Source organism: Okeania sp. (assembly GCF_035285525.1).
Taxonomy (GTDB): Bacteria; Cyanobacteriota; Cyanobacteriia; order Cyanobacteriales; family Microcoleaceae; genus Trichodesmium.
Window position 1 is genome coordinate 1 of sequence record NZ_JAYKGW010000250.1, and the last position, 15,541, is coordinate 15,541.

The following is a 15,541-nucleotide window of genomic DNA, read 5'->3' on the forward strand; positions in this document are numbered from 1 at the left end:
GCCCTACAGCACCCACTTGCCTTCCTCGACCTCCTTGGCTTCCTTCTCCACCTGGTCTACCTTGTCCCCCTTGTCTACCTTGTCCTCCTTGTCTACCTTGTCCTCCTTGTCTACCTTGTCCCCCTTATCCCCCTTGTCTTCCCCATCCTCCCACAAGGAGGATTAATATTTCTTAAGGAATAGTCACACCAGGAGGAATAATCACATTAGTCCGATTAAATACAGGAGGACGTTCAGAACCCCCTGTATTAAACTCAGCTTTTTGCAAAGAGTCAACAGTTGTACTCGACCCACCACTACCAGATAAAGGATTAGCTGAACCTCCTACAGCATCTATAACAAAGGTTCCGCTAAACCCACTACCTCTAGCACCAGGGTCTTGATCCCGTTCATAAAAAGTAGGTTTCTCACGACGACGTGGTTTGGCATCATTTGTTTGAGCGATCGCTTCTTCTCCTGCTGTTTCTACTGTTTCCGCTAAAACATGATTAGCATTTCCCAAATTTAGGAAACAACCCAAGCCGAGAACTGATAACCATAAGCAATGGTTGGTTTTAATTGAAATTTGCATAATTAATTTCTCCTCTTTAGAATCTAAATGTACTTCTAAGAACTCCCAGAAATATAGTATCATTATCGCTATTATGTTCGGGATTAGTAATAACAAATAAACCAGGAGTAATAGCAATATTATCGCTCACCTTAAACCGATAAAAAGCTTCAAAATGTAAAGAAGTATCCTCATCCTCACCACTGGGTAAACCACTACCATCAGCTAACTTTAAAGGTTGACCAAAAATCAGTCCTAATAAGTCCCCTTCACGACCAAATAGATCGGAAAATCCCAGGGCAACCGTATAAGTATAAGTATTGGCATAAGCATCACTCACCTTAGAATCAGTAAATGCGTATCCACCCCAAGCTGCAAAACTAATTGTACGATTAACTCGCCATTGGAATGTGGCACTAACCGCATTTGTCTGAGTTGGTTCATTAATAAAACCAGAAGCATCAGCATTAAAGCTACCTGTTAAAGTATCTAATCTACCATCCACAGAATAGGCATTAATATAAGCCAGACCAGTCAGAATATTACTTCTAGGTTTCATTAAAAGTTGAACCCCCAAAGCACTATGGTCAGAACCTGTAATTCCTCCTCCTTGATCCCGGACATCGCAACCTTGGCCACTACCAGGACAACTACTGTTTCTAGTACCATAAGCAAATTGGAGTCGCACTCTATCCAGAGCCAACCAGTCAAAACCAACACCAGCGTCCAAACTACCAATTTTAAATAAAGGGTTAGCTTGTCCAAAACGAGAAACAGCTCCCCTACCCGAATCAAAAAATGGAGAGTTGGCCGTTAATACACTACTCAAACTAAATCCCTGGGGAGCAAAAGTCAGAACCACGCGATCGTTAAAAACAGGAGTCCGATACTCCAATAAATCTAATTGAAACCTATTATCTGTATCTGTCTGAAAAGAATACAGGGCCATATCAGTTACTAATCCAGGGTTATCTGCTGTCCCAGCAAAACCACGGTTCGCGAAATTACCAGATACCATACCAATAGCCAAACGGTCTTTCCCAGAGAATGAGGAAACTATGCCCAATCTAGCTAAATAAGCTAAAATTGCCTGTTGGTCATCTCCATTTCCTGGTGGGTCTCCTCCTTCTGCTGCGGCCAGTCCAAAAATTATTTCTCCACCCATGACGCTAGTGGTAGAAAATTGATTTGCTTCTAGTGCTGTGGTTCTAGCTTCTAGGACATCGACTCGACCCCGCAAAGCAGCCATTTCTGCGGAAAATTCTTCTTGGAGTCTTTGTATTGTTGCTAAGTCTTCTCTAGTTGCCAGATCGCCAGAGGAAGCAATTATTTCTGTAATTCTGTCTAAGCAAGCGTTTAAACCAGCAGCAAATTCATAACGGGTCATGGCACGGTTGCCACGGTAACTGCTATCAGGGTATCCAGCGATACAACCATAACGTTCTACTAAAGATTGTAATGCTTGAAATGCCCAATCAGTAGGTTGTACATCTGAAAGCTGGGTGACAGATGTTACTTGACCTTGTTCTCGAATCAGCACATCTTCCTGTTCATAGTCAAATGTTTGAGCTATGGTTAAGGGTTTTTTTGGGGTTATTTCTGGGGATGCTTGGTCTAATTTTTCAGTTGTTTGAACAATATCTTTGGCTACAGCTATTGATGTACTCTGTAGCACCATTAGTAAACTGAAAAGTAGGAGTTTTATTTTCACGGACATACCTCACACATAAAGAAAACACATACTTTTTTATCTTGCACAGATAATAACTTGAGTTAGGTCAAAAGTGAAGATTAAATTTAAAAATTAAAGTTCGTAATTTTTAAGATGAAAAATTCAGTCTACAAAGCATTTCATAACCATTGCCATCACTAGGATATAGGAATTATGCAGTTTTTATATGATTCTTAACAATAGGGAACAGGGAACACTTATTCTCTAGATTGCCTCCATACCTATTGCCCATTCCCTCTATATGGTGCTTTTAGAAATTATGCAGTTTTTATATGATTCAGAACAATAGGTATGGAGGAAACACTTATTCTCTGGATTCCCTCTATATGGTGCTTTTAGAAATTATGCACTTTTTATATGATTCTTTTTAATTAAGTGCATAAGTAAAGTATATTTTGGGTAAATGAGCTACAAGCCTAAATAGTAAATTATTGTAGTGCGGGCATTTTGCCCGCGACAGGTATACCTCACGGCAACAGGAGTCACTGTAAAATTACAGCGCTTTTCTTTCTTGATGAACCACAACATCACCATAACCAAAATTCTGTAGGGACGTTTCGCTGCGCGACATGAAAAGCATTTTTGTTATGCAACCTCCCTACTGTGGTTTACCGACATGAAAACCGCTGTAATTGCATATTCTCTGGATTGCCCATTGCCCATTCCCTATTCCCAGATTATAAAGAAATGTTAACTCTTTTGACTTTAACCAACTTATTCAAGGTAGAATGAACCGCAAAATTATTGGTAATGTAGTAATTTTTGGTGATGAAAATCAAACATTATTTATCTCCTATACTTGTTGCCATAGGATTATTAGTAGTTAAAACTCCTGCCTATGCTCAGGGGATACCTGATGCCACCTTGCTGTCCTTCTGTACAAGAGTTACAGACAATTTCAAACGTGCTGTAGATGCTTATAGATTTAATATTAGTAATGGAGGTGTGAATATAACCATACCCTACGATTATGATTTAGGAATTAATGGGGATTATGGAACAATAGATACTGTAACTTTGAGAGAGCGAGAACTCGAAGAATATCTATATATAAATTGTGACCAAGAGCTGATAAATCATGGAAAAATAACAGTAACTCAGATAGAGTCTGACACTAATGTAAAAGTAGCTGACGTTTTAGCTGAAATACGGAGTTATCAGAATAAAAACTATGGCGTTAGAGAACCGGAAATAGAAACTGGCAAAGTTGAAAAAGCACAGAGAAACAATCAAAATCAATATCTGAGCCAGGCCGAGCCAGAAAAATCTAACCAATATAACATTTACAATAATTATGATTCAAACAGAGCTAAACTTGAGGCTGCAAAATTAGTAATAACTGAATGTAATTCTGCAACTTCAGCTCTGATCATTTTTCCTAGAGATGAAAAAATTTGTGTCCAGCCAATCGGACCATTAAAGGTAGGAAAACGCTATTACTTTAATCTAAATACTGGACAAATTGTGAAAATACGGCCTTGGTAAAAAGTATGCAAAATTATGCAATAGACCTTGGTAAAAATTATGTAATCTAAATCAGTGAAAAGACTGAGAAGTTGCATTAAAAAAAACACAACAAAATAGTTTTTTTATGGCAACTATATTTGATTTTACAACTTATTTTAGGTATACTTTTTATCAGTTATTTTTACATGACTAGGTTAAGGTAAATTGAAATTTAATCTAAATCAAAAAAACTAGGAGACGTCTTATGAAAACCAAATTCATAGTTCTATTTTTAGCCACAATTTTGGCAACTATTGGTTTGACAACTGCCACACAAAATCAAGTTAATGCCAATAGTATTTTTAGCTCTGAACTTTTCGATGATTTTGAAGAAGATGGAGCCAAACCATCTCAGAATCCTGCACCGAAACCTCAGCGTACTCCAAATAATGGAGGTGTGATACGAGTACCTGTTAGTAGTTCATCTCAGCCTCAGTCAGCTCCAAATAATGGAGGTGTGATACGAGTACCAGCTAGTAGTTCATCTCAACCTCAGTCAGCTCCAAATAATGGAGGTGTGATACGAGTACCAGCTAGTAGTTCATCTCAACCCACTCGGAATAATCAACCTGTAGCTCAACCAACCCAAAAGGCTGCTACTGGAACTACTCAAGCCAAAGTTGCTTGCGTTTCCCAGGGAAATGGTAATTATGCAACTGTTGTGCGGAAAGCTGAAGGCGAAACAGTCTTAATCAGTTGGAAGAATCGCAATCATGGCTCCGAATATACACCTGAAAAAAGATGCAACATGGTAACAGAGAAATTACAAAGCTTTATTTCTGCAAATGGTAACGACATAGGGAACCTATTATTAACAACAGGTTATGTTAAAGGTAGCCCTGTAATTTGTGTTGTTAACGAGGGTCCCCTTGGTTGTAACTCTACGAATCAATTATTAACTCTCAGCGGAGAAAATGCAGAAGATCCTGCTAAAACATTAGCTCAATTTTTAAACCTAGCTGAGGGCAACATTTCTGGTAATCCCATCCAAGAAAAAAAGGGTAAAACAGTTGTATCATTCAATACTGCTGTAGATAACTCCTTTGGCAAATCTGGCTCCATTTTAGAAGGTGGAGGTTTGAACATTGCTGCTTGCGATCCAACCAAGACTTCCTTAATTGTGTTTGAGAATAGTAAGGTATGTGTAGAAACCAAAGAACCATTAAAAGCAGGCAAACGCTATTACTTTAATTCTGCTACAGGTAAAATTCAAAGACAACCTATTTAGTTAAGTAGCTATTAGCTATTAGCTTAGATAGTTGTGCATTAGAAACAGTCCAGTAGCAGACCGAGACATCTAAAATAGTGCATTAGGGAACCGTAACCCCCCCCTCCCTATGCACTATTTGTGACGCTTTGTCGGTCTTATAGAGCAGTTAATTATTAATCTTCTAATCTAATTGGCTTTTTACAGCGCTTTTCTTTCTTGATGAACTACATCCCTATAACCAAAATCTTGTAGAGACCTTGCATAAGGGCGTCCCTACCAAAAATTAGTTGCAACTGGTGTACTATAAATTGACTATTCAAACTTATACTGCTATTTTATTCTTCTTCAATTCTATCAGTGGCAATATAGATATCAAAATACCTACAGCGTTAAAAGTACAAGAAAATAACCTCCTTCTTCCTTCTTCCTCTAGCAAAAACTTAGCTTTGCCTTGTCCATCTGTCCCAGATATTGCCAGAGAAATTACCGTCCGCATATTAACCAGTCAAGGAGGAGGATCGGGTGTAATTATTGCCAGACAAGGAGACAGATACACTGTTTTGACTAATCATCATGTTGTCATTGACAGTAGGGAAAATCAGTATACTGTCATCACTACTGATGGTCTTGAACATCCTGCTGAATGGTTGCAACCAACTGAGTATAGTGATTTAGATTTAGCTTTAGTTCAGTTTACCACCAGTAATATTTACCGAGTTGCAGAAATCGGAAATTCCAAAAATTTATCCGTAAATGATATCATTTATGCAACTGGTTTTCCTAGCTGGAATAGAACCAGTCCTAATGATATTGAGAATACCAGAGATTGGGGTTTAAGAGCTTATCGGTTTACAGAAGGTACAGTGGGAATGATTCTACCCAAGTCTTTACAACGTGGATATCAATTAGGCTATAGTAATAGCTTGGCAAATGGTATGAGTGGGGGTCCGGTTCTCGATCGCGATGGTCGTCTAGTTGGTATTAATGGTAAAAGTAAGTATCCTTTAGCTGGTATTCGAGCTTTTACATTCATTGATGGTACAAAACCATCAGTTGAACTATTCCAGCAAATGCAAACTTTAAGTTGGGGAATTCCTATTACCACAATTCAACGTTCTCTTTTTCCCAAAAAATTTAACCCAGTTCAAGAATAACAAAAAAACCAACAATGATTTTATTCAAGCAATTTTCTATAAGTGTTATCTGTTTCTTAACAGTCCTCAGAATTTCTATTCCCAGTGTATTAGCTTTAACAAAAGAACAAGTCGATGCGATCGCCTGGCAAGTATCTGTAATTTACGGACCTGGTTTAACGAAGGAACAAATTAAATCTATTGACAACGGAGATTACAGTGTAGTCAAGGGTTGGCAAAATGGTAGCGGCGTAATTATTGGTCGTCAGGGTGAAACTTACTATGTTCTTTCTGCACTGCACGTTGTCGCCGACTCCAGAGGTGGAACCTTTGCTCTAGCAACTCCAGATCGAGAAGTTCATGTTATTGATGATGAGAAAACTAAATCAAATATTATTCCCTTGGGAAAACCCCAGGGTATGGGAGAATCTATTGACGGACTTGATCTCGTTTTAATTAAGTTTAATAGTAAAGAAAAATATGAGGTCGCTCCCATTGCTATTTCAGAGAATTTACAAGCAGGTTCCCCTATTTATGTCAATGGCTGGCCAAACCCTGAAGATTTAAGTGATACAAAGCGCGAGCGTCGATTTGAGGAAGGTAAAGTTAGTTTTGTTGCCAAGTCTCCTTCATCAAATGGTGGATATAGTTTTCTTTATAGCAGTTGGACTGCTTCTGGAATGAGTGGTGGCGCTATCTTTAATTCTGAGGGTCAGGTAATAGGGATTCATGGTAGGGGGCGTGCTAGAGGTGATGTTTATTGTGTTAATTTTGAGTTTAGTCAGAATAATAGCTGCGGAATGCAGATATTTCACTTTCTGAGTCACAATGACGCAAAAACGATTAATTCTGCTTTGAATACTGCTATTCCAGTAGATCCGAAAATTGTCGAAAATGGCATAAAAGGAGAAAGTAAAACAGATAAAATTGATAATATTTATAAAACTTTTGCAGTCGAATTTGTGGACTCAGGAACGAGAAGAAAACCTTCTGGAGGTTGTGACTTTTTATTGATAGATGACTGTGAATAGACATCTTCCTAATACTGTTTTCACAAAGCTTGTAGGGGTTGACGATTAGACATCTCCAAAAATAAAAAATTAAATCAATTATCGCACAGAAATCATCTATTCTTTTCCCCGACTCCCGACTCCCTACTCCTGACTCCCTCTTTTCTGGAGATGTCTATTGACGATCTGGTTTCCTGTCGTCGATAGGAACGACAGTTAAACCGGATTTTATCAGGACTAAAGCCATGAACGCTATTATTAGGTTGTGTTTTCGGCGCTTGAGGCGACATGAAAAGCGTACTTCGTAACGCACCGACACACTATCTATAGTACCTTTGCATAAGTCCTGACCAATTTGAAAAAATAATGTTACAAATAGTTTCAAACTTTAGATGTCGAATAATTTGCTGAAGTTATTGAAGCATCAAAGTTTTGAGCTATAAAATCATAATCAGGACTTACGCATAATCGACGAGTTTTGGTCATTTGAGATTGCTATCCTGACGGACTGCAACCCATTCATGTCGCGACTCGAAACGCTGTCGCTGGCGCTGCGAGTCGCGCCATGACAGAAATGCGTTGTGTTGCGTAAGTCCTGATCAGGCATTAATTTTGAATGCATGAATTCTATTCCGTGAAACGGTAGAAAACACTCTACCAATAGAGTTCATGCTTCTCACAATGGATGAGGATGGTGAGGTACACTTAACACCTACTGCAGTTCAGCCTTCCTTTGCTGTAACATCCTGGAAGATTGTGTTAATAAAATTACTAAATAAAATTTTGTACCTCACGCGCCTCCAAAATTGCTATAAGTTTTATGAGTATTCAAACAATATTCAATCCACACCTGTTTAATTATATTTTCACCCGCTTCAGATAAGAAGAAATTGCGCCGCATCTCTTCTAGTCCTAATTCAATAAACTCAGCAAGTTCTTTTTCTGATAAAGGCCAAGGAGGACCATCAGGTAGAGAATTATAATCCCGTATTCGAGTAATCACTAACAGTGTACCACCATTTGCCACTAAAGGAGCAATACAATTGATAACTTGCGATCGCATCTCTATTGGTAAAGCTTGAATAGTCCGGGACTCTACCACCAAGTCAAATTTACGATACCATCCAGAATCTAATTCTAAAAGATCGGCAACTAAATAATTAACTGAAGAATCAGGAAATCTTTTTTGACACCAGGCGATCGCCTGAGTCGAAATATCAAAAGCTGTCACCTGAAAACCCAAATTTGCTAAAGCTTCTGCATCATCACCCAAACCACACCCGATGACTAAAGCGGTATGACCTTTTCCTTGCGGTTGAGAAATATCTAACCATTCTTGTAGATAAGGATGTGTGGTTAATCGCGCCCAAGGTATTTTTGTAGCATCGCCCTCCGCTTCAGAATACAAAATATCAAACCATGCAGTGGGATTGGTTTTTTGTGATTCGGTTGCTAACTTCTTTACTTTTTCTTGAATAGCTTCTGGTTGTTTTTCCAACATTATGCTTTTGTCTAATTTTTCAGTCTTAATTTTACTTCAGTGGAGCAAAAAAACTTATGTTAAGAAAAGCCACTAACTTTAACATTTCCACATATAATATTAGTGGTTTTGCGGAAATCTTGATAATAATAATTAACACTTTTATTCTGACTTCTAACTTACTGTAAGTACCCAATTTGTAACCTTTCCTACCTGACTCCTAGTAATAGCCTAGTCATTTGTTACAAATATTTACCAAATTAGTGCGATAAAAAACTTAAAAAATGTACTTTTAATCACCAGATTGGGTATTATATATGATAATATAACATACGAATAATTACGCACAATATAATATAAAGTTGAAAATTTGTCCCATGCTTCAAGTTAATTTACTCCCTGGTGCAATCAATGAGATTATGGCTTCTGTAGCCAACAGTTCTCTCCTTACCCAATCAGATCGTTATGGCCTCATGGCTGCTATATTAGATGAATCAATTACAGAAGAAGAACGCCGTTCTGTGGACAGGTTGTTACGTTCTGTACTTCGAGGCAGAATAAAAGTATTAAGCTGATTTTAGAGAATTTTGTAGTGTAAATTATTGGTCTTTTTCTGTAAGATAAACAACTGCCAGTTTAGGTACAACAGCCAAAATAATTAACTTCCTGATAGATAAAAATTGAATACTTGTTTATTTGTAGAAATTTAGATGCTTTCCTGATACAGTTCCATAATAAAAATAGGTTTGGTCAATCAACCTATGGAACCTAAATTGGAAAAATATAAAATTATTTTCAGTTAATACAAAGACTGATACACAAAATGAAATTAGACACAATTTATAGGGGTTAACTACTGTTAACCCCTATTGCATTTAATAGTTGAGTTGAGTTGGCTGAAAAAAACTTATGGTGGTTCGTGTGGTTCGTGTGGGGAGAGGAAAAGTAGGAAAAATTTATACCTTTGCGACTAATAACTGTCACGCAACAGACTTTTAATCTCGGTAACTATTGTAGAAAGAATAATTCTTCCTTCAAAAGTAGGAAAACAGGAGGTTTGGGTTGGGAATTAGTGATCGCTCAACTAATTGTTCATACTTAATAATGGTGATATCCTTGTTACCAGAATTGTTGGTAAAGGTTAAACTTTGCAGGTAAAACTACCGTTTTTGGGATTGATGCTTAATATTTTCTGCGTTCTAAGTGTATAAGCAAAATTAATCAGGACTTAAGCAACTGCAAGGTATTTTCGTCCGATACGACCGCAGGGAAGCAATCTCAAACCCCTATTTTTCGTACCTCATGCGCAAGTCCTATTAATTACATATTTTTTGGACTTCCTACTCTCCCTTCCCTACTCTCCCTTCCCTATTCCCTATTCCCTACTCTCCCTTCTCTATTCCCTACTCTCCCTTCCCTATTCCCTATTCCCTACTCTCCCTTCCCTATTCCCTGTTCCCTCTTTCAACTAAGAAATTAATTTTGCACGACTACTTATATAAAACGAATAAACCAACGCTCCTTAAAACTTACACCAGCAAATGCTTCATATTCTACCAAACTTCTCACATTTCCCAACCCATAAATACCAAAATCTTTAGTTGCAGTTTCCATTCCCAAAATCTGACGAAAACGAGACTCAGACACCTGATTTTGCACCCACCAATCTTTATGATCTTCCCAATGTACAACCCGTTTTTTACCAGTATTATAAAAATGCCAACAAACACTCAAATTAGGATGATAAATATCCCATCCTCTTGTCCAAGCTTTGGCAGCAAATAAAACCTCTTCTCCAGTAAAATAAATATCAGGATCGTAGGGTACTTCTTCAATAATTTTTCCCTCAGCAAAAATAAATCCAGCAGCAACAAAAGCTCCTGGTTGGGGAGTGCTGCATTTACTCAGATCGCCTACTCCTTTTAATGTTAAAGTACCAGCAGTTCCAAACTTACTTGCTTCTAACCGACTTGGTGTTTTCCCAACTAATTTTCTAGGAGGTGTGTAAGCAGGGGGATAGGTACTCAACAGCGGTTTGTCACTGGGGCAGATTTTCAGCATTTTAATGAGTTCCACATCCCACCCAGGCAAAAACCTGATATGAGCATCTATCTGTAGAGTATATCTTTCTTGTCGCCATAATTTTTGAACCAAAGACCTCGCCCAACCTACACCACAAGATTGAGAAGCTGTAACCGCAATAATTCGACAATTTTTTATATCCTTAAGTTGATTAATATAGTTCATTTCTTCATCTGTACCATACTGCCAACAAATACCAAAACTGAGAAGTTCAGGATGAGTAGCATGAGCGATCGCTTCTTTAACAGTAGGCACTAACTCTAAATCGCGATAGGCAACAATTTGAATAAAAATGCTATCCATAAAATATTTCTTGAGTAATGTATCTAAATTCTCAAATACTGCTGATCTTCACAAACATCCGTAAAATTATCAAGGCAGGGAGTAGGGAGTCGTTTCAGTTATCAGTTATCAGTTATCATTGAACCTCCAACTTTGAAATACTGAGTTATAGCAACTGCCTTAGCAGTTAGGACGTATCAAAAGCCTAAAACCTAGACAAAGCCAGATTTTTCCTTCTGCCTTCTGCTATAAATATTTTTTCATCCTCTGGTTCGGGGAGGCTTTATACCTCATTTTTTGGTAAGGAGTAGGGACGTTTCGCTGCGCGACATGAAACGCATTTTTGTTATGCAACGTCCCTAATAGCTTTTTGATTTTTCAGGAACCGTGCTTTCTAGACTGAAAATATGGTACTTTTTAGACTTAGAAAATGCTAAAAAATTTATCTGTAAAGGCTTTAAAATTTAATCAGCAAGCCCTAATTATTAATTATTAATTATCAATTATTCATCCTAATTTCCAGGCAAAATTTCTGGCAATCCTACCTTTTTTAATTCCACAAATTTACCCTGAAAATCTACAGCTTGCTCTTCTCCAACTCGCCTTGCTTCTGCCAACTCTCGACGAATTTCTGCTCGTTCCATTTTGTCAGAAATTCCACCTAATATATAGATAAATAATCTCATTGCTAAATTTCTACCAGCTACGGACATTCGCTTCCGATTAAAATCATATAAAACTCCATACCAAATTGAGTCAGGAAATTCTATTCCACTTAAACCACCATCTACATCATACTTATTTAATTTATCAAAAACCTCCTCTAAAGAAAAGCCTTTTTTATATATTAAATTTCCTATAGCTTCCGCAAAAGCAATTTGTCCGACGGGGCGAAATAAAACATGACCTTCTCCTGGTTTTGTCTCAAAACTAAATCTTCTTAATTCTGGAGTTTCAGTACCATTTTCTAATCTTGAATAACTAGGTAATTTAGCTAAATAATTCCAAAATTCCATAAATTCTTTCACCCCCTTTTCTAATTCTTCTTCTTCAGGACGCATGGGAATTAAACCTTTATCTGAGGGTTTCCAATAGGGATAATGAAGTTTTAAATATCTTTCGGACATTTCTTGTAATGCTTGCAGAGTTGTTAGAACGGTAGATTTAGCTGCTACGGTTGCACTATCCCAATTTACTCTGGGATTTCTATCATCTTTATCTTTTAAAATAGGATGATAAATTGCTATTTTTCTGGCGACAATAGCAAATCCATCATCCTCATTTAATAATGCTAATTGCCCTTTACTTAGTTTTACTGCGGTTAAATTTACATGAGCAAAAACTGACCTTACTCTTCGTCGCGCTTGTTCTCTTGTTTCGCCTTTTACTACTGCTGGAATAAATTCTATGCCTATTTGTTCGTATGCTAATTTTTGGATTTCTGGTAATTCAAGATGATTAATTTCGGTTAAATCATCAATAGTAATTGGTTCGCCTACTGGTTTCTTTTGTTTGTTGTATCTTGGTAATCTACCAGTTTTTATTAGTTCCATTAATCCTTGGATTCCCATCAGTCGATGTTGACCGTCTAAGGCGAATACTGCTACTTCTAAACGTAGGTCTAATAATCCTACTTTTCCTTCTGAATCTAATGGTAAAAAGTCAGTTGCGGATTTATTTGCTTCACCTTTTTTATTCCATTCTTCTGCTTTGGGATTATCTACCCAACTAGGGCTGATTACTGCTAATACTGCGGGAAATTTATGGGATTTTCTGGTTGCTAAATATAGGGTTAATGGAGTTTGACGAGACCAGTCTAGAGGTCGTTGTTGAATTTCGTCTATTGTTTCTCCATCTCGAATTATGTTGTCGGTTTCTATGTCAAATTTTTGCCGAAATAATGGTAGTTGGGAAGCAAAACGTACACGACTATCTAACCATTCTAATGTGACGGAACCGATGTAAGCTTCTGTGTTTCCCATCATGGTTTTTTGTACTAATAATCTATCGTCTTTACCTATATGTTTGTTTAAGAGAATGGCGATCGCTTCTCTTTCTCGATTATCATTTTCTAAAATTTCTTTTGCTATTTCTGATGTGGTTTTATTGGCGTTTTTCATGGCTGATTCTGGAAAATATTTTTAACGACTTTTGAAAATTAATAAATATATAAATTTTTGTTAACAAAAGTTTTTAAAAATTGTTTAGTTAGTATAATTGTTAATTGTAGGTTATTTTTTATCATATACTATTTATTATGTCAAGACTAAGTAATGAAAAATGAGGGATGAATATTGATATCTTTTTTTAGCATCAAAGTAATAAATATTGAGCAATCAATAGTATAAGCATTTAGCAGTCAGCTATTTATTTTAGTTTGAGAGAAAAAGCTTTATTAGTTGAAGTAAATTGAATTTTACTATCAAAGTATTTCCTGGGGAATGCGCTCGTATTCAGTATTTAGCTTTGAAACTTAATAACTTACTAAAGTTAGCTAATAGTCTTTTTCTTTCCTGCGGAATCTAGGCAAACATAAATTTTAATTGTCTTTAGAGAATAATTTATCCTTTCTGTTAATAACTCAAAGCTGTATTAACAGAGTTCCTCTGAAAGAAGCTAGGTAATTAATTTTATAATTTTCAAAAGGAGGAATCAGAATGGTTATGGTAAATTTAATTTTAGTAGTTATTTAAGATTAAATCTGGCATACATATTCAGTTAATCTGCTGATTTATGACAAATAAATAGTGAAATATAGATGTTTTGCCTAGTGTTATAAATGAGTAAAAATCAAGAATCAAACAGGGAAAAAAATTTAGCATACTACTGTCAACGTTTTAGCGAACTTAAGACAAATAAAGATAAAAAATTAGGTACTGCCAAACACAAACCTATTTTACTTTTATCTGTAATTGACTTAATTTCGGAAGGTTTAATTCAAAATAATCAGATAACTGTTTCAGAAGAATTGATTAATACTTTCAATAAAAATTGGAAAATACTATATTCTGGTTCTTATAAAAGTGGTTTGTACTATCCCTTTTATCATTTGCAGAATGACGGTTTTTGGAATGTAAAATTCAACTCTGACTTTGTTAATACTTTGCCAGTAAAGAAAAATTACAAAAGAACACCGACCAGAATCACTAAAGAAACTTAAAGAAGTAGTTGACTATGGCAGCTTTGATGTGGAATTATTTGAACTACTGGCAGATAAAAATTATAGAAAAGAATTAACAGATGTACTAATTGCAACTTGGTTCTCAGTCAACCAAAAAGATACTCAAAAACTCATTACAATTAATCAAAAATTTCATGGAAATGATAAGCAAGAAGAACAACAAAAACATCCTAAATTATATTTCAGAAAATCTGTACTAAGAGATGCTGTTTTTCGTAAAGCAGTTGTGCATAGCTATAACTATAAATGTGCTTTTTGTGGAATCAAAGTTACTATGTCAATTGAGCAAAATATTGTAGATGGAGCGCATATAAAACCATTTGCTAAATTTTATGACAATAGAATAGATAACGGCATATCACTTTGTAAAAATCATCATTGGGCATTCGATAAAGGTTTATTTACAATCTCTGATGATGATGATTATAAAATTATCGTTTCCAATAACTTTCAAGAAGAATCACCAAATTCTAAACCAATGAAAGAATTTGATGGTAATCGACTTTGGTTGCCTGGAGAAAAAAAATTTTTTCCTAGAATAGAAGCCTTAAAATGGCATCACAATAATGTATTTATATCATAATCATAGAAAATAAATTTGACTAATATTTGAGGATATTTATAAATATGAAAGGTATACAACAATCTTTATTTCCAAACAGAACCGCTGCCGAATTAGTAGAAGACATAAAAAAGTTAACTACAGAAATTCAAGAACTATATTGTTTAGATTCTATTCCCTGGGTTATTGGATATTCAGGCGGTAAAGATAGCACTGCAACATTGCAACTAATATGGAATGCTATAGCCGGACTTCCCGAAAAAAAACGAGCTAAAACTATTCACGTTATTACTACAGATACATTAGTAGAAAATCCTATCGTTTCGGCTTGGGTAACTAACTCTTTAAAGTTAATGGAAGAAGCTGCAAAAAATCAGAAACTACCCATAGAATGTCATTTATTACGACCAGAAGTTAAACAAACATACTGGGTAGGACTACTTGGTAAAGGATACCCAGCCCCACGCCATAGATTTCGCTGGTGTACTACCCGTTTAAAAATCGATCCTTCTAATCTTTTTATTCGTAATGTTGTCAGAAATAATGGAGAAACAATAGTTGTTTTAGGAACTCGTAAAGCCGAAAGTTCTAACCGTGCAGCAATAATGAATAAACGAGAAATTGGGAGAACTCGAAACCATTTGAGTCCTCATCCTAGTCTAATTAATTCTTTACTTTATACCCCTATTGAAGACTGGCGAACTGATGAAGTTTGGCTATATTTAATGCAGTGGGAAAATCCTTGGGGAAATAGTAATCAAGATTTACTAGCAATGTATCGAGGTGCAACGGAAGATAATGAATGTCCGTTAG

Annotated in this window: 15 protein-coding genes; 9 read left to right on the forward strand and 6 right to left on the reverse strand. The window is 36.3% G+C overall.

What is annotated here, in order from left to right; all coding sequences use genetic code 11:
• Window positions 1-183, forward strand: a 183-nt coding sequence (locus VKJ25_RS23600) for a hypothetical protein (protein ID WP_324239098.1), incomplete at its 5' end; no start/stop codon positions are given.
• Here VKJ25_RS23600 and VKJ25_RS23605 read toward each other — a convergent pair.
• Both VKJ25_RS23605 and VKJ25_RS23610 read right to left on the reverse strand, forming a co-directional pair.
• Window positions 173-571 carry a hypothetical protein gene (locus VKJ25_RS23605; protein WP_324239099.1) on the reverse strand — a complete coding sequence of 133 codons (399 nt, stop codon included), beginning with the start codon at window positions 569-571 and terminating at the stop codon, window positions 173-175. The two genes, VKJ25_RS23600 and VKJ25_RS23605, sit on opposite strands and share 11 nt — an antisense overlap.
• Window positions 572-587: 16 nt before the next feature.
• Window positions 588-2,228 (reverse strand): iron uptake porin, encoded by a 1,641-nt coding sequence (locus tag VKJ25_RS23610; RefSeq protein ID WP_324239100.1) that lies wholly within the window; start codon window positions 2,226-2,228, stop codon window positions 588-590.
• Window positions 2,229-3,050: 822 nt separating this feature from the next.
• Here VKJ25_RS23610 and VKJ25_RS23615 point away from each other — a divergent pair.
• From VKJ25_RS23615 to VKJ25_RS23630, 4 genes are all read left to right on the forward strand, one after another.
• Window positions 3,051-3,767 (forward strand): hypothetical protein, encoded by a 717-nt coding sequence (locus VKJ25_RS23615; RefSeq protein WP_324239101.1) that lies wholly within the window; start codon window positions 3,051-3,053, stop codon window positions 3,765-3,767.
• 226 nt (window positions 3,768-3,993) lie between these two features.
• A complete protein-coding gene (locus tag VKJ25_RS23620; protein ID WP_324239102.1) occupies window positions 3,994-5,016 on the forward strand; it encodes a COP23 domain-containing protein in 1,023 nt (340 codons plus the stop codon).
• Between the two features lie 290 nt (window positions 5,017-5,306).
• On the forward strand, window positions 5,307-6,152 hold the full coding sequence (locus VKJ25_RS23625; RefSeq protein WP_324239103.1) for a S1 family peptidase: 846 nt from the start codon (window positions 5,307-5,309) through the stop codon (window positions 6,150-6,152).
• A gap of 14 nt (window positions 6,153-6,166) precedes the next feature.
• Entirely contained in the window at window positions 6,167-7,162 is a 996-nt protein-coding gene (locus VKJ25_RS23630) for a S1 family peptidase (RefSeq protein ID WP_324239104.1), read from the forward strand.
• Window positions 7,163-7,254: 92 nt separating this feature from the next.
• On the opposite strand, the gene VKJ25_RS23635 is transcribed toward VKJ25_RS23630, so the two are convergent.
• Both VKJ25_RS23635 and VKJ25_RS23640 read right to left on the reverse strand, forming a co-directional pair.
• The gene (locus tag VKJ25_RS23635) at window positions 7,255-7,431 is read right to left on the reverse strand and encodes a hypothetical protein (protein ID WP_324239105.1); all 177 of its coding nucleotides are present in this window, start codon (window positions 7,429-7,431) and stop codon (window positions 7,255-7,257) included.
• Window positions 7,432-7,931: 500 nt separating this feature from the next.
• Complete coding sequence (locus tag VKJ25_RS23640) at window positions 7,932-8,642, reverse strand: class I SAM-dependent methyltransferase (RefSeq protein WP_324239106.1); 711 nt, start codon at window positions 8,640-8,642, stop codon at window positions 7,932-7,934.
• 356 nt (window positions 8,643-8,998) lie between these two features.
• Here VKJ25_RS23640 and VKJ25_RS23645 point away from each other — a divergent pair, with 356 nt between their 5' ends.
• On the forward strand, window positions 8,999-9,196 hold the full coding sequence (locus VKJ25_RS23645; RefSeq protein ID WP_324239107.1) for a hypothetical protein: 198 nt from the start codon (window positions 8,999-9,001) through the stop codon (window positions 9,194-9,196).
• 919 nt (window positions 9,197-10,115) lie between these two features.
• On the opposite strand, the gene VKJ25_RS23650 is transcribed toward VKJ25_RS23645, so the two are convergent.
• Together VKJ25_RS23650 and VKJ25_RS23655 are read right to left on the reverse strand one after the other, a co-directional pair.
• Window positions 10,116-11,006 carry a GlcNAc-transferase family protein gene (locus VKJ25_RS23650; protein WP_324239108.1) on the reverse strand — a complete coding sequence of 297 codons (891 nt, stop codon included), beginning with the start codon at window positions 11,004-11,006 and terminating at the stop codon, window positions 10,116-10,118.
• A gap of 491 nt (window positions 11,007-11,497) precedes the next feature.
• Window positions 11,498-13,105 carry a DGQHR domain-containing protein gene (locus VKJ25_RS23655; RefSeq protein WP_324239109.1) on the reverse strand — a complete coding sequence of 536 codons (1,608 nt, stop codon included), beginning with the start codon at window positions 13,103-13,105 and terminating at the stop codon, window positions 11,498-11,500.
• Window positions 13,106-13,764: 659 nt separating this feature from the next.
• Here VKJ25_RS23655 and VKJ25_RS23660 point away from each other — a divergent pair.
• The 3 genes from VKJ25_RS23660 to dndC all read left to right on the forward strand — a co-directional run.
• Window positions 13,765-14,145: a phosphorothioated DNA-binding restriction endonuclease family protein gene (locus VKJ25_RS23660; RefSeq protein ID WP_324239110.1), complete on the forward strand. Its 381-nt coding sequence runs from the start codon at window positions 13,765-13,767 to the stop codon at window positions 14,143-14,145.
• Window positions 14,146-14,173: 28 nt separating this feature from the next.
• Window positions 14,174-14,749 carry an HNH endonuclease gene (locus tag VKJ25_RS23665; protein ID WP_324239111.1) on the forward strand — a complete coding sequence of 192 codons (576 nt, stop codon included), beginning with the start codon at window positions 14,174-14,176 and terminating at the stop codon, window positions 14,747-14,749.
• A 44-nt stretch (window positions 14,750-14,793) separates the two neighbouring features.
• Window positions 14,794-15,541 (forward strand): DNA phosphorothioation system sulfurtransferase DndC (gene dndC / locus VKJ25_RS23670; RefSeq protein WP_324239112.1); only part of this gene is annotated, 748 nt, incomplete at its 3' end.